Origin of the sequence: Streptomyces rhizoryzae (genome assembly GCF_023155275.1) — a bacterium.
GTDB lineage: Bacteria > Actinomycetota > Actinomycetes > Streptomycetales > Streptomycetaceae > Streptomyces > Streptomyces rhizoryzae.
Genome location: NZ_JALMUV010000069.1, coordinates 1 through 26,070 on the forward strand (window position 1 = coordinate 1; position 26,070 = coordinate 26,070).

General features: G+C 73.0%; 20 protein-coding genes. 14 read left to right on the forward strand and 6 right to left on the reverse strand.

The features are described from left to right. Window positions 1-159 precede the first annotated feature (159 nt). The 4 genes from MUU72_RS33085 to MUU72_RS33100 all read left to right on the forward strand — a co-directional run bounded on the left by MUU72_RS33085 (window position 160) and on the right by MUU72_RS33100 (window position 5,887). The gene (locus MUU72_RS33085; protein ID WP_248017155.1) at window positions 160-1,554 is read left to right on the forward strand and encodes a class II fumarate hydratase; all 1,395 of its coding nucleotides are present in this window, start codon (window positions 160-162) and stop codon (window positions 1,552-1,554) included. Between the two features lie 118 nt (window positions 1,555-1,672). Further along, window positions 1,673-2,422 carry a cytidylyl-2-hydroxypropylphosphonate hydrolase gene (fomD, locus tag MUU72_RS33090; protein WP_248017156.1) on the forward strand — a complete coding sequence of 250 codons (750 nt, stop codon included), beginning with the start codon at window positions 1,673-1,675 and terminating at the stop codon, window positions 2,420-2,422. A 246-nt stretch (window positions 2,423-2,668) separates the two neighbouring features. Beyond that, window positions 2,669-3,352 (forward strand): class I SAM-dependent methyltransferase, encoded by a 684-nt coding sequence (locus MUU72_RS33095; protein ID WP_248017157.1) that lies wholly within the window; start codon window positions 2,669-2,671, stop codon window positions 3,350-3,352. An 87-nt stretch (window positions 3,353-3,439) separates the two neighbouring features. After that, window positions 3,440-5,887: a SpoIIE family protein phosphatase gene (locus MUU72_RS33100; protein ID WP_248017158.1), complete on the forward strand. Its 2,448-nt coding sequence runs from the start codon at window positions 3,440-3,442 to the stop codon at window positions 5,885-5,887. 74 nt (window positions 5,888-5,961) lie between these two features. Here MUU72_RS33100 and MUU72_RS33105 read toward each other — a convergent pair whose 3' ends face one another. Continuing rightward, complete coding sequence (locus MUU72_RS33105) at window positions 5,962-8,283, reverse strand: transglycosylase domain-containing protein (protein WP_248017159.1); 2,322 nt, start codon at window positions 8,281-8,283, stop codon at window positions 5,962-5,964. Window positions 8,284-8,553: 270 nt separating this feature from the next. On the opposite strand from MUU72_RS33105, the gene MUU72_RS33110 reads away from it, so the two are divergent. The 7 genes from MUU72_RS33110 (at window position 8,554) to MUU72_RS33140 (ending at window position 16,748) form a co-directional block, all read left to right on the forward strand. Next, on the forward strand, window positions 8,554-9,516 hold the full coding sequence (locus MUU72_RS33110) for an SPFH domain-containing protein (RefSeq protein ID WP_248017160.1): 963 nt from the start codon (window positions 8,554-8,556) through the stop codon (window positions 9,514-9,516). Further along, window positions 9,513-9,818 (forward strand): type II toxin-antitoxin system antitoxin, encoded by a 306-nt coding sequence (locus MUU72_RS33115; protein ID WP_248017161.1) that lies wholly within the window; start codon window positions 9,513-9,515, stop codon window positions 9,816-9,818. Before MUU72_RS33110 ends, MUU72_RS33115 begins: the two co-directional genes overlap by 4 nt. A 120-nt stretch (window positions 9,819-9,938) precedes the next feature. After that, the gene (locus MUU72_RS33120; protein WP_248017162.1) at window positions 9,939-10,625 is read left to right on the forward strand and encodes an ABC transporter ATP-binding protein; all 687 of its coding nucleotides are present in this window, start codon (window positions 9,939-9,941) and stop codon (window positions 10,623-10,625) included. Continuing rightward, window positions 10,622-13,006 (forward strand): FtsX-like permease family protein, encoded by a 2,385-nt coding sequence (locus MUU72_RS33125; protein WP_248017163.1) that lies wholly within the window; start codon window positions 10,622-10,624, stop codon window positions 13,004-13,006. Before MUU72_RS33120 ends, MUU72_RS33125 begins: the two co-directional genes overlap by 4 nt. A gap of 117 nt (window positions 13,007-13,123) precedes the next feature. Then, window positions 13,124-13,648 carry a PadR family transcriptional regulator gene (locus MUU72_RS33130; RefSeq protein WP_248017164.1) on the forward strand — a complete coding sequence of 175 codons (525 nt, stop codon included), beginning with the start codon at window positions 13,124-13,126 and terminating at the stop codon, window positions 13,646-13,648. Continuing rightward, window positions 13,645-14,331: an ABC transporter ATP-binding protein gene (locus MUU72_RS33135; RefSeq protein WP_248017165.1), complete on the forward strand. Its 687-nt coding sequence runs from the start codon at window positions 13,645-13,647 to the stop codon at window positions 14,329-14,331. Before MUU72_RS33130 ends, MUU72_RS33135 begins: the two co-directional genes overlap by 4 nt. Then, entirely contained in the window at window positions 14,328-16,748 is a 2,421-nt protein-coding gene (locus MUU72_RS33140; protein ID WP_248017166.1) for an ABC transporter permease, read from the forward strand. The genes MUU72_RS33135 and MUU72_RS33140 overlap by 4 nt, the downstream gene beginning before the upstream one ends. A 208-nt stretch (window positions 16,749-16,956) precedes the next feature. Here MUU72_RS33140 and MUU72_RS33145 read toward each other — a convergent pair whose 3' ends face one another. After that, window positions 16,957-17,916 carry a hydrogen peroxide-inducible genes activator gene (locus MUU72_RS33145; protein WP_248017167.1) on the reverse strand — a complete coding sequence of 320 codons (960 nt, stop codon included), beginning with the start codon at window positions 17,914-17,916 and terminating at the stop codon, window positions 16,957-16,959. Window positions 17,917-18,056: 140 nt separating this feature from the next. Between MUU72_RS33145 and MUU72_RS33150 the strand changes: the two genes are divergently transcribed. Together MUU72_RS33150 and MUU72_RS33155 are read left to right on the forward strand one after the other, a co-directional pair. Further along, on the forward strand, window positions 18,057-18,611 hold the full coding sequence (locus MUU72_RS33150; protein WP_248017168.1) for a peroxiredoxin: 555 nt from the start codon (window positions 18,057-18,059) through the stop codon (window positions 18,609-18,611). 5 nt (window positions 18,612-18,616) lie between these two features. Beyond that, window positions 18,617-19,150, forward strand: a complete 534-nt coding sequence (locus MUU72_RS33155) for an alkyl hydroperoxide reductase (protein WP_248017169.1) — start codon at window positions 18,617-18,619, stop codon at window positions 19,148-19,150. Window positions 19,151-19,259: 109 nt separating this feature from the next. On the opposite strand, the gene MUU72_RS33160 is transcribed toward MUU72_RS33155, so the two are convergent. The 4 genes from MUU72_RS33160 to MUU72_RS33175 form a co-directional block, all read right to left on the reverse strand. Further along, a complete protein-coding gene (locus MUU72_RS33160; protein ID WP_248017170.1) occupies window positions 19,260-20,813 on the reverse strand; it encodes an AI-2E family transporter in 1,554 nt (517 codons plus the stop codon). Between the two features lie 131 nt (window positions 20,814-20,944). Next, window positions 20,945-21,640, reverse strand: a complete 696-nt coding sequence (locus tag MUU72_RS33165) for an aggregation-promoting factor C-terminal-like domain-containing protein (protein ID WP_248017171.1) — start codon at window positions 21,638-21,640, stop codon at window positions 20,945-20,947. A gap of 409 nt (window positions 21,641-22,049) precedes the next feature. Then, window positions 22,050-23,387 (reverse strand): RNA 5'-3' helicase PhoH2, encoded by a 1,338-nt coding sequence (gene phoH2, locus MUU72_RS33170; protein ID WP_248017172.1) that lies wholly within the window; start codon window positions 23,385-23,387, stop codon window positions 22,050-22,052. 586 nt (window positions 23,388-23,973) lie between these two features. Beyond that, on the reverse strand, window positions 23,974-24,753 hold the full coding sequence (locus MUU72_RS33175; protein ID WP_248017174.1) for an isoprenyl transferase: 780 nt from the start codon (window positions 24,751-24,753) through the stop codon (window positions 23,974-23,976). Window positions 24,754-24,892: 139 nt separating this feature from the next. Here MUU72_RS33175 and mgrA point away from each other — a divergent pair, with 139 nt between their 5' ends. Continuing rightward, on the forward strand, window positions 24,893-25,927 hold the full coding sequence (mgrA, locus tag MUU72_RS33180) for an L-glyceraldehyde 3-phosphate reductase (protein WP_248017173.1): 1,035 nt from the start codon (window positions 24,893-24,895) through the stop codon (window positions 25,925-25,927). Window positions 25,928-26,070 lie beyond the last annotated feature (143 nt).

Genomic DNA, 26,070 nt, shown 5'->3' on the forward strand with positions numbered 1-26,070 from the left:
GAAGTGGGGGTGGGGGCGGGGGGTTTGAGGGGCGGGCGCGGTGGCCGTACGGGGCGGGGACGGATCGGGAGTCGGGGAGGGGTGCCGGGGCGGGCCGCAGGGAGGTGACAAAGGTCTCGGGTCGGGAACAGATCGGCGCGTGCGGGCACTCTCATGGACATGAGCGAAAACAGCGCATTCAGGATCGAGCACGACTCGATGGGCGAGGTGCAGGTGCCCGCGCACGCCAAGTGGCGGGCGCAGACCCAGCGGGCGGTGCAGAATTTCCCGATCTCCGGGCAGCGGCTGGAGCGGGCGCACATCGAGGCGCTGGCGCGGATCAAGGGGGCCGCCGCCAAGGTCAACGCCGAGCTGGGGGTGCTGGGCAAGGAGGTCGCGGAGGCGATCGCGGAGGCGGCGGCCGAGGTGGCCGAGGGCCGGTGGGACGAGGACTTCCCGGTCGATGTGTTCCAGACCGGCTCGGGCACGTCCTCGAACATGAATGCCAACGAGGTGATCGCGACCCTGGCCAGTGAGCGGCTGGGGCGCGATGTGCACCCGAACGACGATGTCAACGCCAGCCAGTCGTCCAACGACGTCTTCCCCTCGTCGATCCACATCGCGGCGACCTCCGCGGTCCTCCAGGACCTGATTCCGGCGCTGGAGCACCTGGCGGCGGCGCTGGAGCGGAAGGCGGCGGAGTTCGCCGAGGTGGTGAAGTCGGGGCGGACGCACCTGATGGACGCGACGCCGGTGACCCTGGGCCAGGAGTTCGGCGGGTACGCGGCGCAGGTGCGGTACGGCGTCGAGCGGCTGCGGGCGACGCTGCCGCGGCTGGCCGAACTCCCGCTGGGCGGCACGGCGGTGGGCACCGGCATCAACACCCCGCCGGGTTTCTCCGCGGCGGTGATCGCCGAGGTGGCGCGGGCGACCGGGCTGCCGCTGACCGAGGCGCGCAACCACTTCGAGGCGCAGGGCGCGCGGGACGGGATCGTGGAGCTGAGCGGTCAGCTGCGGACCGTCGCGGTGGGGCTGACGAAGATCGCCAACGATCTGCGGTGGATGGCGTCGGGGCCGCGGACGGGGCTGGCGGAGATCAACCTGCCGGATCTCCAGCCGGGGTCGTCCATCATGCCGGGCAAGGTCAATCCGGTGATCCCGGAGGCGGTGCTGATGGTCGCCGCGCAGGTCACAGGCAATGACGCGACGGTGGCCGCGGCCGGGGCGTCCGGCAATTTCGAGCTGAACGTCATGCTGCCGGTGATCGCGCGCAACGTCCTGGAGTCGGTGCGGCTGCTGGGCAATGTGTCGCGGCTGCTGGCCGACCGCACGGTGGACGGGATCACCGCGAACGTGGGGCGGGCCCGGGAATACGCCGAATCGTCGCCGTCGGTGGTGACGCCGCTGAACAAGTACCTCGGCTACGAGGAGGCGGCGAAGGTCGCCAAGCGGTCGCTGGCGGAGCGCAGGACCATCCGGGAGGTGGTCGTCGAGGGCGGGTACGTCGAGCGCGGGCTGCTGACGGAGCAGCAGCTGGACGAGGCGCTGGACGTGTTGCGGATGACGCGGCCCTGACCGGCGCGGGCCGCGTGCCCCGGCGCGCCCGCCGCCTCGCGCGCCGCCCGCGCGCCCGGTGACCGCCCGTGCGGTCCAGGTCACCGCGCGGGTCCCGGGACGCCCCTAAGATCTGCGCATGACAGCGGACATGGTGGGGACGACGGAAGGCGGGACGGCCGGCCGCCGGGTGCCGGCGGCCGGGGCGGGGCGGGCGGCGGCGCGGCGGCCGGGGGCGGAGCCGGGGCGCTGGGCGCCCGGTGACCGGATCCTGTGGCGCTACCGCGACAACGCCGACCCCCGCCGGTTCCACATCTGCCGCCCGGTCACCGTGGTCCAGGACACCGCGGAGCTGCTCGCGGTGTGGATGGCGCCGGGGACGCCGTGCATCAAGCCGGTGCTCGCCGACGGCACACCGGTGCACCGCGAGCCGCTCGCCACCCGCTACACCAAGCCCCGCCGCACCCTGCGGGACCAGTGGTTCGGCAGCGGGGTGCTGAAGCTGGCCCGGCCGGGCGACCCGTGGTCGGTCTGGCTGTTCTGGGAGAGCGGCTGGCACTTCAAGAACTGGTACGTCAATCTGGAGGAGCCGCGCCGCCGTTGGTCCGGCGGAGTCGACTCCCTCGATCATTTCCTCGACATCTGCGTCTATCCGGACCGGCGCTGGGAGTGGCGGGACGAGGACGAGTTCGCCCAGGCGCGGCGGGACGGGCTGGTGACCGGCGCGCAGGCGGACGCGGTCAGGTCCGCCGGACGCGCCGCGGTCGCACAGATCGCGGCGTGGGGCGGGCCGTTCGCCGACGGCTGGGAGGACTGGCGGCCCGACCCGGCCTGGGAGGTTCCCCCGCTGCCGGACAACTGGGACCGGCAGCCGGAGCGTTTGCTGTAGTGAGACCGCAAACGTGAAAAGAAGAGAATGAAGCGAGTGAAGGGGGCGAACGGTGGAAAGGTGCGCCTATGGGCAAAGCTGTTTCCGGCCGGGTGCCCAGGGGGTTCCCACCGGACGTGACGCGGTACCCAGCCCCCTTGCTGTGCCCTGGGCCTTCAAACGTAGGATCGTCCTCCGCAAGACTGCACAGGCGCAACTCCAGAACAGGAAAACGAACTTGACCGCGGTCGCAGGAGGGGCGAGGTCGTGAGCGCGAGAAGTTACGACGCGTACGAGGGCCTGAACCGGTTAGCACTCGACCGGGCCGGACAGGCCGACGCGTTCGACGCGATCGGTGACCAGTACGAGGTGGCCTTTCCGTACAAGGACGGCCAGATCGCCTCGGCCGCCTGGCTGGCCGGGGAGCTGCCGGCCGGGTCGCGGATCCTCGACGCCGGCTGCGGGACGGGCCTGCCGACCGCCCGTCAACTCAGCGAGGCCGGCCACCGGGTCGTGGGAATCGACCTCTCCCCCGGCATGGTCGAACTCTCCCGGGAGAACGTCCCGGGTGGCGAATTCCACCGGCTGGACATCGCCGATCTGCGCGGTGGCCGGCTGGGCGGTCCCGGTTCCTTCGACGGAATCACCGCCTATTTCTCCCTTTTGATGATGCCCCGTGCGGAAATCCCCTGTGCCCTGGGCATGCTGCACGACCTCCTGCGCCCCGGCGGGCTGATGGCCCTGGCAATGGTCGAGGGCGATATCGACGACTTCCCCATTCCGTTCCTCGGCAGCACGATCCGGGTATCGGGATATCTGCGGGACGACCTGCGCCGGGTCGTGCGCGACGCGGGTTTCGACGTCGTCGGGGAGGACTCGTATGCGTATGCCCCGGCGAGTACGGACGTACCACCCGAAATCCAGCTCTTCCTGCACCTGCGACGCGCTTGAGACGCACCGCGTCAGGCGCGTCCGCCCGTGCGGCGCGCACCGAACGCGGCGCGCCGGCGCCAGCCCCGGACGGATGGAATCCCACGCGTGACGGAGCATCCCACCTCATCTGAAACGCGGCAGTCGGCCCCGACCGCCGCGTCCTCGGCGTCCCCCGCTGCGGGGGCGGCCGGGACCGCGCCGCCCGGCGGCGTACCCGAACCGCGCAGCGCCCTCCAGCAGCCCGGCGGCGACGCCGGGGACCGTGCCGCCACGGCCGCGGCGGGCCCGCCGGCCGGGCAGGGGGCCGCCGAACCGGCCGCCGACCACGGTCCGGCCGGTGACGGCGCGCGGGCGTACGGCGCGGCCCGCGCGCCCCGCGACAGTTCCTACGGCGTGTACGCCGGGTCGTACGGGGGCCCGTACGACCCGTACGGGGAGGTGGCCATGTCCGCGGAGGGGCGGCCGGGAGGCGTGCCGGAGGTGGAGCCGGGCGCGGAGCGCGCGGCGGTCCGCACGGGGCGGCCGGTGGCGCAGGGCGCGGTGGAGGGCGCCGGGGCGCCCGAGCCGGGTGAGGAGCCGGGGCACGCACAGCCGCTGCCCCGGGCCGCCGGTGAGGGCATCGGCCGGCCGCGGGAGGGCGGCGCCGCGGACGGGGCGGCGCCCCGGGCGCACGGTGGTGAGCCGGGCGCGGGCGGACCGCCGCCGGCGCCGCCGGGCGTACGGGGCGGGGGCCCGCCCGGGGCGCCCGGGCTGCCGCTGCCGCCGTCGGTGCCGCCGGCGCGCTCGGCGCATCCGGGCGAGAGCGGGGAGAGCCGGGAGGCCGCCGCGGCCCGGCAGGCCAGCGGGGACCGGCTGCGCTTCATCGGGGCGGCGACCCGGCGGATCGCCCGCGGCATAGACCTGGACGAGATCGTGCTGGGGCTGTGCCGGGCGACGGTGCCGACGTTCGCCGACGCGATCCTGGTGTACCTGCGCGATCCGCTGCCGGTGGGCGACGAGCGGCCGACCGGCCCGGTGGTGCTGCGGCTGCGGCGCACCGACCGGATCCCGGAGGAGCCGGACACCAACGGGCTGCGGCTGCCGGTGCTGCCGGCGCAGCCGGATCTGGGCCCGGCGATGGGCGGTTCGGCGGCCGAGCTGTGCGAGGTGCGGGCCGGCGGGCCGCTGGCCGAGGTGCTGCGCGGGGTGCGGCCGCTGTTCGGCGAGGCGCAGGCGGCGCGGACCGCGCTGCCGGAGCTGCTGGGGCCCGACACCCGGCTGCCGGGCGGGCACCGGGTGATCCTGGCGCCGCTGCGCGGGCGCCGGCGGGTGATCGGCGCGGCGGTGTTCCTGCGCCGCCCGGACCGGCCGGCGTTCGAGCCGGACGATCTGCTGGTGGCGGCCCAACTGGCCACGCACACCGCGCTCGGGGTGGACAAGGCGGTGCTCTACGGCCGCGAGGCGTACATCGCCGACGCGTTGCAGCGCACCATGCTGCCGGACTCGCTGCCGCAGCCCACCGGCGTCCGGCTGGCCAGCCGCTACCTGCCGGCCGCGGAGACCGCGCGGGTGGGCGGCGACTGGTACGACGCGATCCCGCTGCCGGGCAGCCGGGTGGCGCTGGTGGTCGGCGACGTGATGGGCCACTCGATGACCTCGGCGGCGATCATGGGCCAGCTGCGGACCACCGCGCAGACCCTGGCGGGCCTGGACCTGCCGCCGCAGGAGGTGCTGCACCACCTCGACGAGCAGGCCCAGCGGCTGGGCACGGACCGCATGGCGACCTGCATGTACGCGGTGTACGACCCGGTGGCGCACCGGATCACGATCGCCAACGCCGGGCACCCGCCGCCGGTGATGCTGCACCGCGGCGGGCGCGCGGAGGTGCTCCGGGTGCCGTCGGGCGCGCCGATCGGCGTGGGCGGGGTGGACTTCGAGGCGGTCGAGCTGGACGCCCCGGCGGGCGCCACGCTGGTGCTCTACACCGACGGCCTGGTGGAGTCCCGGATACGGGACGTGTGGACCGGTATCGAGCAGCTGCGGGAGCGGCTGGCCGAGACGGCCCGGCTGACCGGGCCCAATCCGCCGCCGCTGGAGCCGCTGTGCGACGAGGTGCTGGACATGCTGGGGCCGGGCGACCGCGATGACGACATCGCGCTGCTGGCCGCCCGGTTCGACGGGATCGCGCCGAGCGACGTCGCGTACTGGTATCTGGACCCCAAGGCGCAGACCGCCGGGCAGGCCCGCCGGCTGGCCCGCCGGGCACTGGCGCGGTGGGGCCTGGACGAGCTGACCGACCAACTGGAGCTGCTGGTCAGCGAGGTGGTGACCAATGCGGTGCGGTACGCCGAGCGGCCGGTGACGCTGCGGCTGCTGCGGACGGACGTGCTGCGCTGCGAGGTCGGTGACGATGTGCCGCAGCTGCCGCGGCTGCGCAACGCCCGGCCGTCCGACGAGGGCGGGCGCGGGCTCTACCTCGTCAACCGCATGGCGCGGCGCTGGGGCGCGACCCGGCTGAGCATGGGCAAGGTCGTCTGGTTCGAGCTGTCGATGCCGCCGGGGGCGCGCCGCTGACGGCGGCGGACCGGCGGACGCACCGCGGCCCGCGCCCCGGGGAGGGGTGCGGGCCGCGGTGCGTGCGGGGCGGGTCAGCCGCCGAAGTTCGGCAGGGCGTTACCGCCGGTGGCGTCGCCGCCGCCCGGCGTACCGCCGGTGCCGGTACCGCCTCCGGTGCCGTTGGTGCCGCCCGTACCGGTGTTGCCCCCGGTGCCGGTGGTGCCGCCGGTGCCGTTGGTGCCGCCGTTCGGCGGGCCCGCGGTGCCGGTGCCGGTCGGGGTGGGCCGGCCGCTCGGGCGTCCGCTGCCGCCGTCCGTCGGGGAGCCGGTCGGCGTCGGGGAGACCGGCGCGGAGTGGGTCGGGGTCGGGGAGGCTGGTGCCGAGTGGGTCGGGGTCGGCGTGGTGGGCGGCGGCACCGCGGCGCCCATGTCGGTGTCCAGGTCGAAGTCGGCGCCGGTGCCGTCACCGAGCGCGTTCTCGGTGTAGTCGGCCCAGACCTTGGCCGGGTAGCCGCCGCCGTTGACCCGGCCGCCGCCGCCGGCGCCCTTGAGGGTGACCTGGGCGCCGCCCTTGGGCGACTCGCCGAACATGCCGACCGCGGTGACCAGCTTGGGGGTGTAGCCGACGAACCAGGCCGACTTGTTGTCGTCGGAGGTGCCGGTCTTGCCCGCCGCCTTGTAGGCGGTGTTCTTGACCGCGTCGGAGGCGGTGCCGTCGTTGACCACACCGGTCAGGACGGAGGTGACGGTGTCGGCAGTGGTGCGGGAGAGCACCTGGTCGCCGATGGGGTTCTTGAGCGGGATGTCCTTGTCGGAGCCGTCCTTGCTCTGCACCGCCTTCTTGACCAGGGTCGGGGTGACCTTGTCGCCGTGGTTGTCGAAGGTGGCGTAGACGCCGGCCATCTGCATCGGGCTGGCGCCCATGGTGCCCAGCGTCATGGCGGGCTGGACGTCCATCTTGCCGCCGTTCATGCCGAGGCTGACCGCGGTCTTCTTGACCTGGTCCAGGCCGACGTCGGCGCCCATCTGCGCGAAGACCGAGTTGACGGAGTTGTTGGTCGCCGTCTGGACGGTGATGGGCCCGTAGCTGCGCTCGTCCTCGTTCGGCGGGGCGAAGGGCTTGGTGCCGCCGACGACCGGGCGGCGGTTGGTGCCGTCGTAGATCGTGTTGGGGTTGATCGGAGTGTTGTTCTGGGTGACCGCGTGGTTCTCCATCGCCGACGCCAGGATGATCGGCTTGAAGGTGGAGGCCGGCTGGTAGTCGGAGCGGGTCGCGTTGTTGGTGTAGTGCTTGGGGTAGCCGGCGCCGCCGTACAGCGCGACGACGTAGCCGGTCTTCGGGTCCACCGAGGTCGCGCCGAGCTGGACGTCGCGGTCCACCGGGCGCCGGTCGGGCGCGAGGTCGTCGGCGAGCTTGCGCTTGACCGCCGCCTCCAGCGCCTTCTGCCGGTTCTTCTCGATGCCGAGGGTGACGGTCCAGCCGCCGGCCTCGAACTCGTTCTCGTCGACGCCCTGGGCGAAGAGCTCCTGCTTGGCCGCGGCGATGATGTAGCTGGCCTGGCCGCTCGCACCGGGCAGCGGCTTGGGCGGCTTGGGCACCGGGAAGGTCAGCTTGGCGCGCTCGGCCGGGCTGAGCCACTTCATCTCGACCATGTTGTTGAGCGTGTACGCCCAGCGCTCCTGGACGAGCTTCTTGCCGGCGTCCGTGGCGATCGCCCAGTCGTACTGGTTGGGCGCCTGGAGCAGCGAGGCCAGGTAGGCGCCCTGCGCGACGGTGAGCTTGTCGGAGTCCACGCCGTAGTACGCCTGCGCGGCGGCCTGGATGCCGTACGCGCCGCGGCCGTAGAAGCTGGTGTTGATGTAGCCGGCGAGGATGTCGTCCTTGGGGAGCTTCTGGTCCACCTTCAGGGAGATGACGATCTCCTGGAGCTTGCGGGAGACCGTCTGTTCCTGGCTCAGGTAGTAGTTCTTGACGTACTGCTGGGTGATCGTCGAGCCGCCCTGCTTGCCCTTGCCGCTCAGGGTGTTGAGGACGCCGCGGAGGGTGCCCTTCAGGTCGACGCCGGAGTCCTGGTAGAAGGTCTTGTTCTCGGCCGCGACGAAGGTGTGCTGGACGTCCTTGGGTATCCGGCTCAGCGGGACGGTCTCGCGGTTGACCTGGCCCACCCGCGCCATGACCGAGCCGTCCGCGTACTTGAAGACGTTGCTCTGGAGCTTGGCTTCCTTGTTGCCGGCCGGCACGTCCACGTAGAGGTACAGCCCGATGAAGCCGAGGATCCCCAACAGGCATACGCCGAGGACGGCTCCGAGGATCTTCTTCCAGGTGAAGAAGCGGCCTATACCGGACTTCTTCTCGTTCTTTCCGGCCCGGCGGGCGCTGCCCTGCCGCGCCCGCCTCGCATCAGCTCGGCCCATCGCTCGTGCAACTCCAGTCGTTCCGCCCCCGGCATAACTCAGCTGTTGAAGCTAACACCGCATCTGTCAACAAATCCTCATCGATCAAGGCTTTTCCCGACGTGACAAAGAGCACGGAGTCCGCGGGCAACCATCGCGCCCCCGCGCCTGTGCGCTGGACCACGCCGGACCGGAGCGTTAAAGTGCTATCACTTTGCTAGACCAGCGAAAGCACCCACCGCGGCCCGCCGCACCCGCCGCGAGCCGCACCGGAGACGAAACGGGGACCCCATGACCGGAACGACCACCCCCACGGCACCCACCGCCGCGGACACCGCGGACGCCCCCCAGATGCCGGCCCCGCAGGTCCGCGAGCGGCCCGCGCACAGCATCCCGGGCGGCCTGGCCCTGCTGCTGACGGTCCTGGGCGTCGCCCTCGGCATCGTCCTGATCATCGTCGGCGGCGTCCTGGGCAACGCCGGGCACCGCGCGGCCGCCATCCCCCTGGTGATCGCCGGGATCCTGCTGCTGGTCGGCTCGTTCTTCTGCATGACCGGCGTGAAGATGGTCGCGCCCGGCGAGGCCCGGGTGATCCAGCTCTTCGGCCGGTACGTCGGCACCATCCGCACCGACGGCCTGCGCTGGGTGAACCCCCTCACCTCGGCCCGCAAGATCTCCACCCGGGTGCGCAACCACGAGACCTCGGTCCTGAAGGTCAACGACGCCTACGGCAACCCCATCGAGCTGGCCGCGATCGTGGTCTGGAAGGTCCAGGACACCGCGCAGGCGCTCTTCGAGGTCGACGACTTCCTGGAGTTCGTCGCCACCCAGACCGAGGCCGCCGTCCGGCACATCGCCATCGAGTACCCCTACGACGCCCACGACGAGGACGACCTCTCGCTGCGCGGCAACGCCGAGGAGATCACCGAGAAGCTCGCCGTGGAGCTGACCGCCCGGGTCGAGGCGGCCGGTGTGCAGATCATCGAGACCCGCTTCAGCCACCTCGCCTACGCCCCGGAGATCGCCTCGGCGATGCTCCAGCGGCAGCAGGCCGGTGCCGTCGTCGCGGCCCGCCAGCAGATCGTCGAGGGCGCGGTGGGCATGGTCGAGTCGGCACTGGCCCGGATCAGCGAGCAGGGCATCGTCGAGCTGGACGACGAGCGCCGGGCCACGATGGTCAGCAATCTGATGGTGGTGCTGTGCGGCGACCGCGCCGCCCAGCCGGTGCTCAACGCGGGCTCGCTCTACCAGTGACCGCCGACACCCCCCAGGGCCCCGGCGCGGACCGCGCGGGGCCCCCCGGCCGCCGGCCGCAGCAGCGCAAGCAGGTGCTGCTGCGGCTGGACCCGCTGCTCCACGACGCCCTGACCCGCTGGGCCAACGACGAACTGCGCAGCACCAACGCCCAGATCGAGTTCCTGCTCCGCAAGGCGCTGGCGGACGCCGGGCGGCTGCCCCGGGGCACCGCCGGACCGCCCCGCCGCGGCCGCCCGCCCAAACGCCGGGAACCGGGAGGCGGCCCGGACGGTGCGGCGGGCGGCGCGGGAGGCGAATGAGGGAGCTATACACTCCGCGTATACACCTCATGTAGAGTGCCGGTCATGACCCCGGTACGGCGCTGCCGTTATCGCGCCCTGCCCTCGCCATGCCCCGTCCGCACTCCCGGAGGCCCGTGTATGACCCCGGCCGGTTCCCTGCTCGAAGCCCGCGCGCTGCGCAAGGCGTACGGGCCCACGCCCGCGCTCGACGGCGCGGACTTCTCCATCCACCCCGGCGAGGTGGTCGCCGTCATGGGCCCCTCCGGCTCCGGCAAATCCACCCTGCTGCACTGCCTCGCCGGAATCATCCGCCCCGACTCCGGCACCGTCCGCTACGGCCCCCACACCCTCACCGACCTCAGCGACACCCACCGCAGCGCCCTGCGCCGCACCGACTTCGGCTTCGTCTTCCAATTCGGCCAACTCGTCCCGGAGTTGACCTGCCTGGAGAACGTCGCCCTGCCACTCCGCCTCAACGGCACCCGCCGCAAGGCCGCCGAGCACCGGGCCCGCGACTGGCTGGAGCGCCTGGAGGTGGACGACGTCGCCGCCAAGCGGCCCGGCGAGATCTCCGGCGGCCAGGGCCAGCGCGTCGCCGTCGCCCGCGCCCTCGCCCCGCAGCCCCGGGTGGTCTTCGCCGACGAACCCACCGGCGCCCTGGACTCCCTCAACGGCGAACGGGTGATGGGTCTGCTCTCCGACGCGGCGCGCGCCACCGGCGCGGCCGTGGTGCTGGTCACCCACGAGCCCCGGGTCGCCGCCTACGCCGACCGCGAGGTCGTGGTGCGGGACGGCGTGGCCCGGGAGATGGCGGGGGCCGCATGAGCGGGCGGACGCGGCCGCGACCGGCCGCCGCGGGCGGGCCGCGGGCCTGGGCCCGGGACCTCGCCATGGGCATGCGGTTCGCGGCCGGCGGCGGCCGCGAGGGCTGGACCCGCACCCTGCTGACCGCGCTCGGCGTCGGGCTGGGGGTGACGCTGCTGCTGGCCGCGGCGTCCCTCCCCACCCTCCTGGAGAACCGCACCGTGCGCCGCGAGGCCGTGGCCCCGGCGGAGACCGAGCGGCCGGTGCCGCCGAGCCCGCGGACGCTGGTCCAGGCGCCGCTGGAGACGGCGTTCCGCAGCGAGCCCGTCCGCGGGCAGCTGCTGCGCCCGGACGGCGCCCGCCCGCCGCTCCCGCCCGGTGTCACCGCGCTGCCCGGCCCGGACCAGATGGTCCTCTCCCCCGCGCTGCGGAAGCTGCTGCACTCGCCGGAGGGCGCACTGCTGCGGCCGCGGCTGCCGTTCAAGGACGTCGGCACGATCGGCCCGGCCGGCCTGGTCGGCCCCGGCGACCTCGCCTACTACGCCGGCAGCGCCACCCTGACCCCGGAGAACGGCGGCCACCGGATCCGCGCCTTCGGCGTCACCCGGGCCCCCGAACCGCTGGACGCCAAGCTGCTCGCGGTACTGATCGTCGGCTGTGTGGTGCTGCTGATGCCGGTGGCCCTGTTCATCGCCACCGCGGTGCGGTTCGGCGGGGAGCGCCGCGACCGCCGGCTGGCCGCGCTCCGGCTGATCGGCGCCGACGCCCGGATGACCCGGCGGACCGCGGCCGGTGAGGCGCTCTTCGGGGCGCTGTGCGGGCTGCTGGTGGGGACCGTGCTGTTCCTGGTGGGCCGGCAGTTCGCCGACCGGATCACCTTCTGGGACATCATCGCCTTCCCCTCCGACGTCACCCCGGTGCCGTGGCTGGCGGCGCTGGTCGCGGCCGCCGTGCCGCTCGCCGCGGTGGCGGTGACGCTGCTGGCGCTGCGCCGGGTCGGCATCGAGCCGCTGGGCGTGGTCCGCAGCGGCGGCGGGCGGCGGCGCCGGCTGTGGTGGCGGCTGCCGTTCCCGGCGGCCGGGATCGCGCTGCTGCTGCTCAACGGCGGTATCGAGGGCAGCCGCAGCACGGCCGGACCGTTCCTCATCGGGGGCGGCGCGGCGCTGTTCCTGCTCGGGGTGGCCCTGCTGCTGCCGTGGGCGGTGGACGCGACGGTGTCCCGGCTGAGCGGCGGCCCGGTCCCCTGGCAGCTGGCCGTCCGCCGGCTCCAGCTCAGCGGCGGCACGGCGGCCCGCGCGGTCAGCGGCATCACCGTCGCGGTCGCCGGCGCGATCGCGCTCCAGTTGCTGTTCTCCGCGATCCAGAGCGACTACCTGAAGGTCACCGGCCAGGACAGCTCGCGGGCGCAGCTCCAGTCCACGCTGCCGTCCCACGACATCGGCACGATCCGGAAGACGATCAGCGCGTTCCGGGAGACCGAGGGCGTCCGCGGCGTCATCGCGACCATCGAGGCGTCCGCGTCCCGGCCGGGGCCGCTCCGCAAGGGCGAGACCTTCGCGCCGTCCACGCAGGTCACCGTCGGCGACTGCGCCACCCTGCGCGAACTGGCGCGCACCGGCCCCTGCAAGGACGGCGACGTCTTCGTCGTCAAGGACGCCGGCGGCCAGGTGGAGGGGTCGTACATCGACGAGACCGCGCGGCCCGGCGCCACCGTGGACTTCGCCTTCCACGACGGCCCGGACGGCGCCGGCAAGCGCCCGCGGCTGTGGACGGTGCCGCGGAGCGCCCGCACCGTCGAGTCCCGCAAGGACCCGATGGGGCAGGACTCCTTCGGCCTGTTCGCCACCCCGGGCGCCCTCGACCCGGCCCTGCTGGAGGAACCGATGGCCAGGGCCATGATCCAGCTCGCACCGGGGGTCCTGGACGCCGTCGAACACGCCCGCAACACCGCGGCGGGGATCAGCCCGCTGATGTCGGTGCGCGCCCTGCGGGACACCGTGCGCGACGGCCAGTACACCAGCGTCCGGACCGGCCTGGGGGTCGCCGCCGGCGCGACCCTGGCGCTGATCGCCGCCAGCATGCTGGTCACGATGGTGGAGCAGCTGCGCGAGCGCCGCCGGCTGCTGTCGGTGCTGGTCGCCTTCGGCACCCGGCGGGCCACGCTGGCCTGGTCGGTGCTGTGGCAGACCGCCGTCCCGGTCGTCCTGGGGCTGGCGCTGGCCCTGTCCGGCGGGCTGGCGCTCGGCCTGGCGCTGCTGCGGATGGCGGGGACGGCCGGGCTGGACTGGTCGGTGGTCTGGCCGCTGCCCGCCGCCGGGGCCGCGCTGATCGCGGTGGTGACGCTGCTCAGTCTGCCGCCGCTGTGGCGCATGATGCGGCCGGAGGGCTTGCGGACGGAGTGAACGGGCGGGGCGGCCGCCGGGCGGCGGGCCCGGCGGCCGCCCCGCACCCGGCCCGCCCGGCCTGCCTATACCACGTGCGTATACACCAGCGTTACACCCCCGAGTAAGGTGGTCGTCATGTCAATCGGTCATACGCTGCTGGGCCTCCTGGAGTCCGGCCCCCGCCATGGCTACGACCTCAAGCGGGCCTTCGACGAGCACTTCGGGCAGGACCGGCCGCTGCACTACGGGCAGGTCTACTCCACGATGTCCCGGCTGCTGAAGAACGGCCTGGTCGAGGTGGACGGCGTCGAGGCCGGTGCGGGTCCGGAGCGCAAGCGGTACGCCATCACCGACGCCGGCGTCACCGACGTCGCCCAGTGGCTGGCCCGGCCGGAGAAGCCCGAGCCGTACCTCCAGTCGACGCTCTACACCAAGGTCGTCCTGGCGCTGATGACCGGCCGGGACGCCGCCGAGCTCCTCGACGGCCAGCGCACCGAGCACCTCCGGCTGATGCGCGGCCTGACCGAGCGCAAGCGCTCCGGCGACCTCGCCGACCAGCTGATCTGCGACCACGCGCTGTTCCACCTGGAAGCCGATCTGCGCTGGCTGGAGCTGACCGCCGCCCGCCTGGACAAACTCGCGGCGGCGGTCCGCGGATGACGCCCGAGGGATCCCTGCTCGCCGCGGAGGGTCTGCGCAAGGCGTACGGGCCCACGCCCGCGCTCGACGGCGCGGATTTCTCCATCCACCCCGGCGAGGTGGTCGCCGTCATGGGCCCCTCCGGCTCCGGCAAATCCACCCTGCTGCACTGCCTCGCCGGAATCATCCGCCCCGACTCCGGCACCGTCCGCTACGGCCCCCACACCCTCACCGACCTCAGCGACACCCACCGCAGCGCCCTGCGCCGCACCGACTTCGGCTTCGTCTTCCAATTCGGCCAACTCGTCCCGGAGTTGACCTGCCTGGAGAACGTCGCCCTGCCACTCCGCCTCAACGCCACCCGCCGCAAGGCCGCCGAGCACCGGGCCCGCGACTGGCTGGAGCGCCTGGAGGTGGACGACGTCGCCGCCAAGCGGCCCGGCGAGATCTCCGGCGGCCAGGGCCAGCGCGTCGCCGTCGCCCGCGCCCTCGCCCCGCAGCCCCGGGTGGTCTTCGCCGACGAACCCACCGGCGCCCTGGACTCCCTCAACGGCGAACGGGTGCTGACCCTGCTGACCGACGCCGCCCGGGACACCAGCGCCGCCGTCGTGCTGGTCACCCACGAGGCCCGGGTCGCCGCCTACGCCGACCGGGAGATCGTCGTCCGGGACGGCCGGGTGAAGGACATGGCGGGCCGGATATGACCCTGCTCCGCTCGCGGCCCGGCACCGACGGCGAGCGGGACACCGCACCGCCCGCCCTGCCCGCCGCCCGGCGCGCCCCTGCCGTCTGGGCCCGGGACCTCGCCATGGGCATGCGGTTCGCGGCCGGCGGCGGCCGCGAGGGCTGGATCCGCACCGCGCTGACCGCCGCCGGCGTCGCCCTCGGCGTGGCGGTGCTGCTGCTCGGCGCCTCCGCACCGACCCTGATGAACGCCTGGCACGCCCGGGAGAAGGCCCGCGAGAACCTCGGCCAGGCCCACCCCCCGCCGCCCGGCGACCGCACCCTCCTCTACGCCTCGGCGAACACCACCTTCCACGGCACCGCGATCCGCGGCCGGCTGGTCCGCCCCGACGGCACCCGCCCGCCGGTGCCGCCCGGCCTGGACCACCTGCCGGGCCCCGGCCGGATGGTGGTCTCCCCGGCCCTGAAGGAACTCCTGGACTCCCCCGGCGCCGGGCTGCTGCGCGAGCGGCTGGGCGCGTACCGGATCGCCGGCGTGATCGGCGACGAGGGCCTCCAGGGGCCCCGGGAGCTGACGTACCTCGCGCAGAGCACCACCCTCGGCGAACGCGACGGCTACCGCATCGACCACTTCGGCAAGAACTGGGAGCCCCGGCCGCTGACCGCGCCCGCCACGGTCCTTGTGATCATGACGTGCGTGGCGCTGCTGACGCCGGTGATGGTCTTCATCGGCACCTCCGTCCGCTTCGGCAACGAGCGCCGCGAACGCCGGCTGGCCGCCCTGCGGCTGGTCGGTGCCGATGTCCGCACCACCCGGCGGATCGCCTCCGGCGAGGCGCTGTTCGGTTCGCTGCTGGGCCTGCTGGGCGGCGGTCTGCTCTTCCTGGCCGCCCGGCAGCTGGCCCCGGCGATCACCCTGTGGGACATCAACGTCTACTCCGCCGACGTCGCCCCCGGGCCGGTCACCGCCCTGCTGATCGCGGTACTGGTCCCGGCCGCCGCGGTCCTGGTCACCCTGGTCGCCCAGCGCGGCGTCACGGTGGAGCCGCTGGGCGTCGTCCGGCACCGCCCGCCGGTCCGCCGCCGGCTGTGGTGGCGGCTGGCGCTGCCGGTCCTCAGCGCGCTGCTGCTGGTCCCGCTGGTCCTCCGGCACCGGCAGCCCTGGGACGACACCCCGGTCAACACCTTCCGGCTCGCCGCCGGCTCCACCCTGCTGCTGTTCGGGATCACCGCGCTGCTGCCGTGGCTGGTCGAGCGGGTCGTCGGCCGGCTGCGCGGCGGCCCGGTCCCCTGGCAGCTGGCCGTCCGCCGGCTCCAGCTGAACAGCGGCCCGGCGACCCGCGCGGTCAGCGGCATCACCGTCGCGGTGGCCGGCGCCATCGCCATCCACATGCTGATGACCGGTATGCAGACCGGCTACGCCGCCGCCTACGCCAAGTCCGGACAGGTCCCCCGGATCAGCTTCTGGGGCCACACCGACACCTGGCGGTCCACCGAACGCGCCCTCGCCGCGCTGCGCGCCACCCCCGGCGTCACCGCGGCCCACGGCACCATCGACCTCAACGCCGGCCGGATGCCCGCCCCGGGCCGCGACCTCAGCCGCGACCTGCCCGCCGTCCTCACCGTCGGCAGCTGCGCCGAACTCCGGCACCTCGCCCGGCTGCCGGCCTGCAAGGACGGCGACGTCTTCGTCACCGACGCCCGCCCCGACCGCGACACCGGCATCACCCCGGGCGCCACCCTCAACCTCAACCCGCCGCTGGTCTACGGCGAACCGGCCGGCCGCCCCCGCCCCTGGACCGTCCCGCCGGCCGCCCGCGCCGCCCGGCTCCTCCCCTCCGGCGACGGCCACCCCCGCTACTACGACCTGCTGCTGACCCCGGCGGCCCTCGACCCGGCCCGCTACACCGCCCCCGACATGCAGCTCGACGTCGACTTCGACCGCGGCACCCCCGACGCCGTCGAGCACATCCGCAACACCGCGGCCCGGATCGGCCCGACGATGTACGAGAGCTCCTCGGTCGACAATCCACACGACCGGCAGCTCGACGGGGTCCGCACGGCGCTCTTCACCGGGGCGGTGATCACCTTGCTGCTGATCGGCGCGGGCCTGATCATCTCCACCGTCGAGCAGCTCCACGAACGCCGCCGGCTGCTGTCCGTCCTGGACGCCCACGGCACCCGCCGCGCCACCCTCGGCTGGTCCGTGCTCTGGCAGACCGCCCTGCCGGTCGCCCTCGGCCTGGCCCTGGCCGTGACCTGCGGGCTCACCCTCGGCACCCTGCTGCTCACGATCATCGGCACCGGCCTGGCCGTCGACTGGGCCGGCATCGCCGGCATCACCGCCATCGGCGCCGCCGTCATCCTCTTCGTGACCGCCCTGAGCCTGCCGCCCCTGTGGCGCATGATGCGCCCGGACGGCCTGCGTACGGAGTAGGCGTCCCCGAACGGATGAACGTCCGCACTGCACGCCGCAAGCGACCGCCGCTGCCTCCGATGAGGTCTCGGGCTGTGGCTGCCGGACGGTCCGCCTCCATGTCCCCGGGGAGAAGGCCACCCTGCCGGAATCGATCGGCGCCGAGGTCATCCTGCACGTCACCCGGGTCCTGGACGGAGCCCGGCGCGTCACCCCCCGCCGCTGACTCCTATTTCGCCACGATCCGCACCGGCAGCCCCCGCAGCGCCCCCCGCAGGGCCGCCGCGAACTCCTCGAACTCCGGTTGCCGGGCCGAGCCGGCGCGCATCGCCAGGGCGACCCGCCGGGAAGGCGCCGGATCCGCGAAGTAGCCGGTGGTCAGCAGGTCGTTCCGGGCCGTCTCGACCCGCAGGGCGGTGCGCGGCAGCAGGGTCACCCCCAGCCCGCCGGCCACCAGCTGGACGAGCGTCGACAGGCCGGCCGCGCTCGTCGTGACGGGGGTGTTCTCGTCCCGGCCGACTTCCCGGCAGACGTCCAGCGCCTGATCGCGCAGGCAGTGCCCCTCGTCCAGCAGCAGCAGGTCCAGCTCCTTCAGCGCCGCGCGCGGGATGTCGCCGCGCCCGCCGAGCCAGTGGTCCTTGGGCGCCACCAGCACGAAGTCCTCGTCGAACAGCGGGATCTCGGTGACCTGCGGGGCCCCGAGCGGCACCGCGAGCAGCAGCAGATCGAGCCGGCCGTGCGCCAGGCCGTCCAGCAGGGAGGCGGTCTGCTCCTCGTGCACCTGGAGGTCCAGCGCGGGGTAGGTCTCGTGGACCAGCCGGAGCACGGTGGGCAGCAGGTACGGTGCGACGGTCGGGATCACGCCGAGGCGGAGCACGCCGGTGAACGGCGCCCGGGCCGCCTCCGCCTCCTCCATCAGCGCGCCCACCGCGTCCAGCACCGTCCGGGCGCGGGCCGCCACCCGCTCCCCCGCCGCCGACAGCAGCACCTTCCGCGTCGTACGCTCCAGGAGCTGCACGCCCAGGGTCTCCTCCAGCGCCGAGACGGCACCGGAGAGCGCGGGCTGGCTCATGCCGATCTCGGCCGCCGCCTCCCGGAAGTGCAGGTGCTCGGCGACCGCGGCGAACGCCCGCAGCTGGGCGAGGCTGGGCTGGCGGGGCCGCCCGCCGGGACTCGTAGGAGAAGCCACTGATAACCACCTCCGATCAACATCCACAAGTCTAGCTATTTCCCTGATCAATGCCTCCTGTGGCACTGTGGAGCCCGTCCAAGCCTCAAGGAAAGACCCGAAAGACCCCATCAGGGACTTTCTTGCAACAAGGAGTGCGCGTGCTCACTGTCGGTGACAAGTTCCCCGAGTTCGACCTGACCGCCTGCGTCTCGCTGGAGAAGGGCAAGGAGTTCGAGCAGATCAACCACAAGACCTACGAGGGTAAGTGGAAGATCGTCTTCGCCTGGCCCAAGGACTTCACCTTCGTGTGCCCGACCGAGATCGCCGCGTTCGGCAAGCTGAACGACGAGTTCGCCGACCGCGACGCCCAGATCCTCGGCTTCTCCGGTGACTCGGAGTTCGTGCACCACGCCTGGCGCAAGGACCACCCGGACCTGACCGACCTGCCCTTCCCGATGATGGCCGACTCCAAGCACGAGCTCATGCGTGCCCTGGGCATCGAGGGCGAGGACGGCTTCGCGCAGCGCGCCGTCTTCATCGTGGACCAGAACAACGAGATCCAGTTCACCATGGTGACCGCCGGCTCCGTCGGCCGTAACCCCAAGGAGGTCCTGCGGGTGCTGGACGCCCTGCAGACCGACGAGCTGTGCCCCTGCAACTGGAGCAAGGGCGAGGACACCCTGGACCCGGTCGCCCTGCTGGCTGGTGAGTGACACCGATGGCTCTCGATGACCTCAAGTCCGCCGTTCCGGACTACGCCAAGGACCTCAAGCTCAACCTCGGTTCGGTGATCGGCAACAGCGACCTGCCGCAGCAGCGGCTGTGGGGCACGGTGCTGGCCTGCGCGATCGCCTCGCGTTCGGCCAAGGTGCTGCGCGAGCTGGAGCCGGAGGCGAAGGCCAACCTCTCCCCCGAGGCGTACACCGCCGCCAAGTCGGCCGCCGCCATCATGGGGATGAACAACGTCTTCTACCGGACCCGCCACCTCCTCTCCGACCCGGAGTACGGCAACCTCCGCGCCGGTCTGCGGATGAACGTCATCGGCAACCCGGGCGTGGACAAGGTCGACTTCGAGCTGTGGTCGCTGGCCGTCTCGGCGATCAACGGCTGCGGGATGTGCCTGGACTCGCACGAGCAGGTGCTCCGCAAGGCCGGTGTCGAGCGCGAGACGATCCAGGAGGCCGTCAAGATCGCGGCCGTCCTCCAGGCCGTCGGCGCCACCCTGGACGCCGAGGCCGCCCTCGCCGAATAAGGCGGGAGGGCAGCCGGCCCCGTCCTCGCGAAAACCCCCGCGGACCTCGTGTCCGCGGGGGTTTTCCGTGCGCCGGGGCCGCCGCCGGCCCGAGCCGGGGCGCCGCCGGCTACTCCTCCGGCGGCGGTCCGGTGGGCCGCGGCGGCAGGGTCGGCGCCACCGCCAGCGCCGTGGCCCCGCGCGGCGGGACCGTCATCCGCAGCGCCTGCTCCCGGGAGTACGCCCGCAGGTAGCCGACGACGGTGTTGGTGACGGCGACCAGCGGGACCGCCACCACCGCGCCGCCGATACCGGCGATCAGGCTGCCGGCGGCGACCGAGAGGATCACCGCCAGCGGATGCACCCGCACCGCCCGGCCGAGGATGAACGGCTGGAGCACATGGCTCTCGATCTGGTTCACCGCCAGCACCACCGCCAGCACCAGCAGCGCGGTGAACACCCCCTGGGTGACCAGCGCGATCAGGCACGCCAGCGCACCGGAGACCACCGCGCCGATCAGCGGCACGAAGGCGAACAGGAAGATGAAGACGGCGAGCGGGACGGCCAGCGGCACGTCCAGGAAGTAGAGCCCGATGCCGATGAAGATGGCGTCGATCAGCGCGACCAGGACCGTGCCGCGGATGTAGGCGGTCAGCGTCCGCCAGGCGCGCGGACCGGCGCCCGCCACGCCCCCGCGGGCCGCACCGGGCACCAGCTTGAGCGTCCACTCCCAGATCCGGCGGCCGTCGTAGAGCAGGAAGAGCGTGGTGAACATCGCCAGCAGGATGCCGGTGCACACCTCCAGCACCACCGTGACGCCCTCCAGCCCGGCGGAGGTGATCGCCTCGGTGTTGGCGCCGACCGCGTCCTGGAGGTTCTTGGCGATGTGGTTGATCTGACTCTCGGTCACGTGGAACGGGCTCTTCAGCAGCCAGCCCTTGAGCTCGGTGATGCCCTCCTGGATGCGGCTGGACACCGAGTCGATATTGTCCTGGACCTGCCAGACCACGAACCAGCCGACCAGGCCCATCACCACGAAGCCGCCGATGAAGGTCAGCGCGGTGGCCGGTCCGCGCGGCACGTTGCGCTGCCGCAGCCAGGCCACCGTCGGCTGGAGCAGCGCGGTGATCAGCAGCGCCGCCACGAACGAGAGCACCACCAGCGAGATAGTGGTGATCACCTTCGCCAGCACCCACAGCGTCCCGGCCAGCACCAGCAGCCGCCAGCCCGCCTCGGCCGCGACCCGGACGCCCCAGGGGACCGCCGCGACCGGGTCCGGCGGGGCCGCGACGGCCGGCGCGTAGGAGGGCGGCGCGGGGACCGACTCCGGGGAGCGGGCCGCGGCGGGCGCCGGAACCGGGCCGGCCGCCCCGGACTCGCGGCGCGGTACGCCGTCCGCCCCGGACCCCGTACCGGCCGGAGCCACCGGATCCGCTTCCGGTCCGTCCGCCCCGGCCCCGTGCTCCGCCGGGACACCGTGCTCCGGGTGGCCGTGCACCGGGTGGGCGTCCACCCGCACGCCGCCGGACGGGACGCCGTCCACCGGCACCCGCGGCCGGGATCCCTCCGCCGGGTCGTCGTCCCCCATCGCGGCCTCCGCGCGGCGGCGCTGCTCCTCCAGCCGCTGCGAGAGCCGGGTGAGACCGGCGCCGAAGGCACCGACCCACTGCGGCAATCTGGACATGTCGCTTCCTCTTCCCCGCCCTCGCGGCCATCTGACCCCTCGACGTTACCTGGGCCGGATGCACGAAACCCCCGACGCGTCGCGTTCGGGGGTTTCGGAGCACGGTGGCGCGGCCGTACGGGCCGTGCGGCCTAGTACCAGCTGTTCGCCTGCCAGAAGGACCAGGCACCGCAGGGGCTGCCGTACCGGCTGTTCATGTAGTTCAGGCCCCACTTGATCTGGGTGGCGGGGTTGGTCTGCCAGTCGGAGCCCGCGGAGGACATCTTCGAACCGGGCAGTGCCTGCACCAGACCGTAGGCGCCGGACGAGGCGTTGGTGGCGCGGTAGTTCCAGCCGGACTCGTGCGACACGATGTTGCTGAAGCACTGGAACTGGTCGGACGCGACCATCTGGCGGGCCATCGCCTGCGTCTCGGCGATGCTGTACGACGCCTTGGAGATGAAGTCGCTGGCGTCGCGGACGGCCGAACGGGAGGCGGCCAGCGCCTTCTCGTGCTCCTTGGCCTCCTTGTCCGCCTTCGCCTTGTCGGCCTGGTCCTTCTTGGTCTGCGCGGTCTCCGCGGCAGCCTTGCGGGCCGACTCCTGTGCCGACTTCAGGGCCGCCGCGTCCGCCTGGGTGGACGCGGAGTCCGCCTGCTGCGTCAGGGAGGCCGTCTGCACCTGGGCCTGCTGGCCCGCGGGGATGTCGGCGATCGTCGCGTCGGCGGCGGTGGCCTCGGTGTTGCTGACCGATGCCTGGCTGCCCGAGGCGACGCCGACGACGGCGCCGACGGTGGTGACCGCGGTGGCGGAGGCCACTGCGAATCCCCGGACCGAGATCCGGCTCACACGTTTTCCTTCCAGCATCGCCCGCTTAGGTGACCTCGCGGACGCAATCGTGCCCCTGGCGCTGACCTCCCCTTGTTCCGGCGCCTGTTGAGCGGTAGGCACCGGCTGGTCACGGGAGGCACTGGCCCGGTACGTCCCCCTGGGGGGTCCGCGTGATGCTCGGGCGGCATACGGCAACTCGCTATGAAGTTCGGGTCGTCCATACACCCCGGGGGGTGGGTCTGGGCCGTATGCGGGGCCTGACAGGACCCAGACTCTGCCCGAACGGGCTACCGGGAAGCAATTCTCCGCCGGGTGTGAAAGCTCACACCCCGTTTGCTCCGGAGGATTTCCGGATATTCGAGCGCACACGAGCGCCGCCCGGCTAAGCTCCTGCGCTTCTCCGGGCGGCGCGGTGCGTCACAACGGGTCAGACCCTCCCGTCCTCTAGCATTTCGGTCACCAGTGCGGCGATCGGCGACCGCTCGGAGCGGTTGAGCGTGACGTGCGCGAAGAGCGGATGGCCCTTCAGCTTCTCGACCACGGCGACGACTCCGTCGTAGCGGCCGACTCTGAGGTTGTCGCGCTGGGCGACGTCGTGGGTCAGCACCACCCGGGAGTTGGCCCCGATCCTGGACAGCACGGTCAGCAGGACGTTCCGCTCCAGCGACTGGGCCTCGTCCACGATGACGAACGCGTCGTGCAGCGACCGGCCGCGGATGTGGGTCAGCGGCAGCACCTCCAGCATGCCGCGGGCGACCACCTCCTCGATGACGTCCTTGGTGGTGACCGCGGAGAGGGTGTCGAAGACGGCCTGCGCCCAGGGGCTCATCTTCTCCGCCTCGGTGCCCGGCAGATAGCCCAGCTCCTGCCCGCCGACCGCGTACAGCGGGCGGAACACCATCACCTTGCTGTGCTGCCGGCGCTCCAGCACCGCCTCCAGGCCCGCGCACAGCGCCAGCGCCGACTTGCCCGTACCGGCCCGGCCGCCCAGCGACACGATGCCGACCTCGGGATCGAGCAGCAGGTCCAGCGCGACCCGCTGCTCGGCGCTGCGGCCGTGGATGCCGAACGCCTCCCGGTCGCCGCGCACCAGCCGGACCGCGCCCTCCGGGGTGACCCGGCCGAGCGCCTTGCCGCGCTCGGACTGGAGCACCAGGCCGGTGTGGACGGGGAGCTCCTCCGCGCCCGGCACCGGTGCGGTCTCGGCGGCGAAGAGGTCGTCCACCTGCTCGGCGGAGAGGGCGAGTTCGGCCATGCCCGTCCACCCGGAGTCGGTGATCGCCAGCTCCGCGCGGTACTCCTCGGCCCGCAGGCCCACCGAGGACGCCTTGATGCGCATCGGCAGGTCCTTGGAGACGACCGTGACGTCGAACCCCTCGGCCTGGAGGTTGCGGGCCACCGCGAGGATCCGCGAGTCGTTGTCGCCCAGCCGGCTGTGGCCGTTGAGGAAGGCGGCGGGCAGCAGTCCGGGGTCGGAGTGGTTGAGCTCGACCCGGAGCGTCCCGCCGAGCTCCCCGATGGGCAGGGGGGCGTCCAGGCGCCCGTACCGCACGCGGTACTCGTCCAGCCGGCGCAGCGCCTGCCGCGCGAAGTACCCGAGTTCGGGATGGTGCCGCTTGGCCTCCAGCTCCGTGACCACGACGACCGGCAGCACCACCTCGTGTTCGTCGAAGCGGGACATGGCGGCCGGATCCGCCAACAGGACGCTGGTGTCGAGGACATAGGTGCGCCGGTCGCTCTCACGGCGCTTCTTGCTGTTCACCACGGGTGGACGAACCCCCTCGGATGAGGTTGGGGTGCGACGACGTCGCCGGGGACAGGACCGGGCTCGGGCCGCGCTGCGCGGGCCGAACGCCGGCCCCCCGCGTCGTCCGTGCGGTACGCACGATCGTCCGTGATGCGCAAAGGGCCTCCCGGGCGGACGGCCCCATGCCGTCCGCTGAGATCCGGCGCCCGATGGCTTGTTTTCCCGGGCACCGACCTGCCAGGGATATTCCCTCCAACCCCCGCGCCCATGCCACGGCATATGACACACGCTCGATGAACCTTTGGTTACAGGTACCCGCTGACCGGCGGAAAGGAGGGCCCGGCGACCATCTGACGCCGTGTGGGAAGGGGGGAAGCGCCCTGGTGGCGGGCCGGTCCGACGGGGTGTCGGACGGCGCGCCGGCCGGGCGTGCGGCACGCGTCCCGGCCGGGCGCGGACGCGGGCGCCGCGGGGCCCGCCCCGGGCCGGCGCCCCGGGTACCCCGTCGGCCCCGCCCGGAACGGCCGGAATCAGTCCCGTGAACTGGCCGGAAAACGCGGCGCGCCGCGGGCGGCCCGGCAGCGGAGGGCGGCGGGCGGCGGGCCTAGAAGCCGAAGCGCCGGTGCCGGGCCGCGTAGTCGCGCAGGGCCCGCAGGAAGTCGACCTTCCGGAACGCCGGCCAGAAGACCTCGCAGAAGTAGTACTCCGAATGGGCGCTCTGCCACAGCATGAAGCCCGACAGCCGCTGCTCGCCGCTGGTGCGGATCACCAGGTCCGGGTCCGGCTGGCCGCGGGTGTAGAGGTGCTCGGAGATCAGGTCGATGTCGACGATCTCGGCCAGTTCCTCGAACGTCGTCCCGCGCTCGGCGTGCTCCAGCAGCAGCGAGCGGACCGCGTCCGCGATCTCCTGGCGGCCGCCGTAGCCGACCGCGACGTTCACCAGGACGCCCTTGTTGTCGACGGTGGCCTGCTCGGCCTCCTTCAGCACCCGCTGGGTCTCGTCCGGCAGCAGGTCGCGGTTGCCGACGTGGTGCACCCGCCAGCGGCCGTCCGCGGCCAGGTTGCGCACCGTGTTCTCGATGATCCCCAGCAGCGGGGTCAGCTCGGACGCCGGCCGGTCGAGGTTGTCCGTCGACAGCAGCCAGAGCGTGACGACCTCCACATCGGTCTCCGCGCACCAGCCCAGCAGCTCGTCGATCTTGGCCGCGCCGGCCAGGTGGCCCTGCTCGGTGGACAGCCCGTCGGCCCGCGCCCAGCGCCGGTTGCCGTCCAGGATGACGCCGATGTGCTTGGGCACCTGGGTGTGGTCCAGGCGGCCCTCCACCCGGCGCGCGTACAGCCGGTAGACAAGATTGCGCAGTGCCGGCGGATACGGGATGCGCATCCCGGAAGATCGCAGCATGTGTGGTCCAGCCCCTCCGTGCCGATGGCCATCGCCCCGTCGCCTAAGGGGGCAACTTTACTTCTCGGCTGTCTCGGCAGCCCAATCAGGTGTGTCACAAGTCCGTGATAGGGAGAGGAGCATGACCAGTGGTACTGACTACCTCGCCGCGGATTCACGCTATGCCTCCATGGAGTACCGGCGCACCGGCCGCAGCGGCCTGAAACTCCCCGCCATCTCCCTCGGACTCTGGCACAACTTCGGGGACGACCGCACCCTGAGCTCCCAGCGGGCCATTCTGCGCCGCGCCTTCGATCTGGGCATCACCCACTTCGACCTGGCCAACAACTACGGGCCGCCGCCCGGCTCCGCCGAGCTGAACTTCGGAAAGATCTTCGCGCAGGACTTCCGCCGCTACCGCGACGAGCTGATTCTCTCGACAAAAGCCGGATATCTGATGCACCCCGGCCCTTACGGCGAATGGGGCTCCCGGAAATATCTGCTCTCGTCGCTGGATGCCTCGCTGAAGCGGATGGGCGTCGATTACGTCGATATCTTCTACTCCCACCGCTTCGATCCGGACACCCCGCTGGAGGAGACGATGGGCGCCCTGGCGTCCGCCGTCCAGCAGGGCAAGGCGCTCTACGTCGGCGTCTCGTCCTACAGCGCGGAGCAGACCCGCGAGGCGGTCCGGCTGCTGCGCGGGATGGGCGTCCGGCCGCTGATCCACCAGCCCTCGTACTCGATGATCAACCGCTGGATCGAGGACGACGGCCTGCTGGACACCCTGGACGACGAGGGGCTGGGCTGCATCGCCTTCGCGCCGCTGGCCCAGGGCATGCTCACCGACAAGTACCTCGACGGCGTGCCGGAGGGGTCGCGGGCCGCGCAGGGCAAGTCCCTGGACCCGGCCCTGCTGACCGGCGAGGTCGTCCGCCGCCTCCGCGGTCTGCACGACCTGGCCGCCCGCCGCGGCCAGTCCCTCGCGCAGCTGGCCCTGGGCTGGGTCCTGCGCGATCCCCGCATGACCTCGGCCCTGATCGGCGCCAGCAGCGTGGCCCAGCTGGAGGCGAACGTCGCGGCGCTGGACGCGCCGGCGCTGACGGACGAGGAGCTCGACGCGATCGACGCGTTCGCGCGGACGACGGAGGGGGTGAATATCTGGGCTCGGCGCTGAGGATGTCTGTGGCCGCCCCACGTTGTCGTCGCTGCGCGCGTTGTTTGTGGCCGCCCCACGTCGTCGTCGCTGCGCGCCGTGGGTGTTCTTTGTGGCCGCCCCACGTTGTCGTCGCTGGGCGCCGTGGGTGGCTGGGGTGGCCT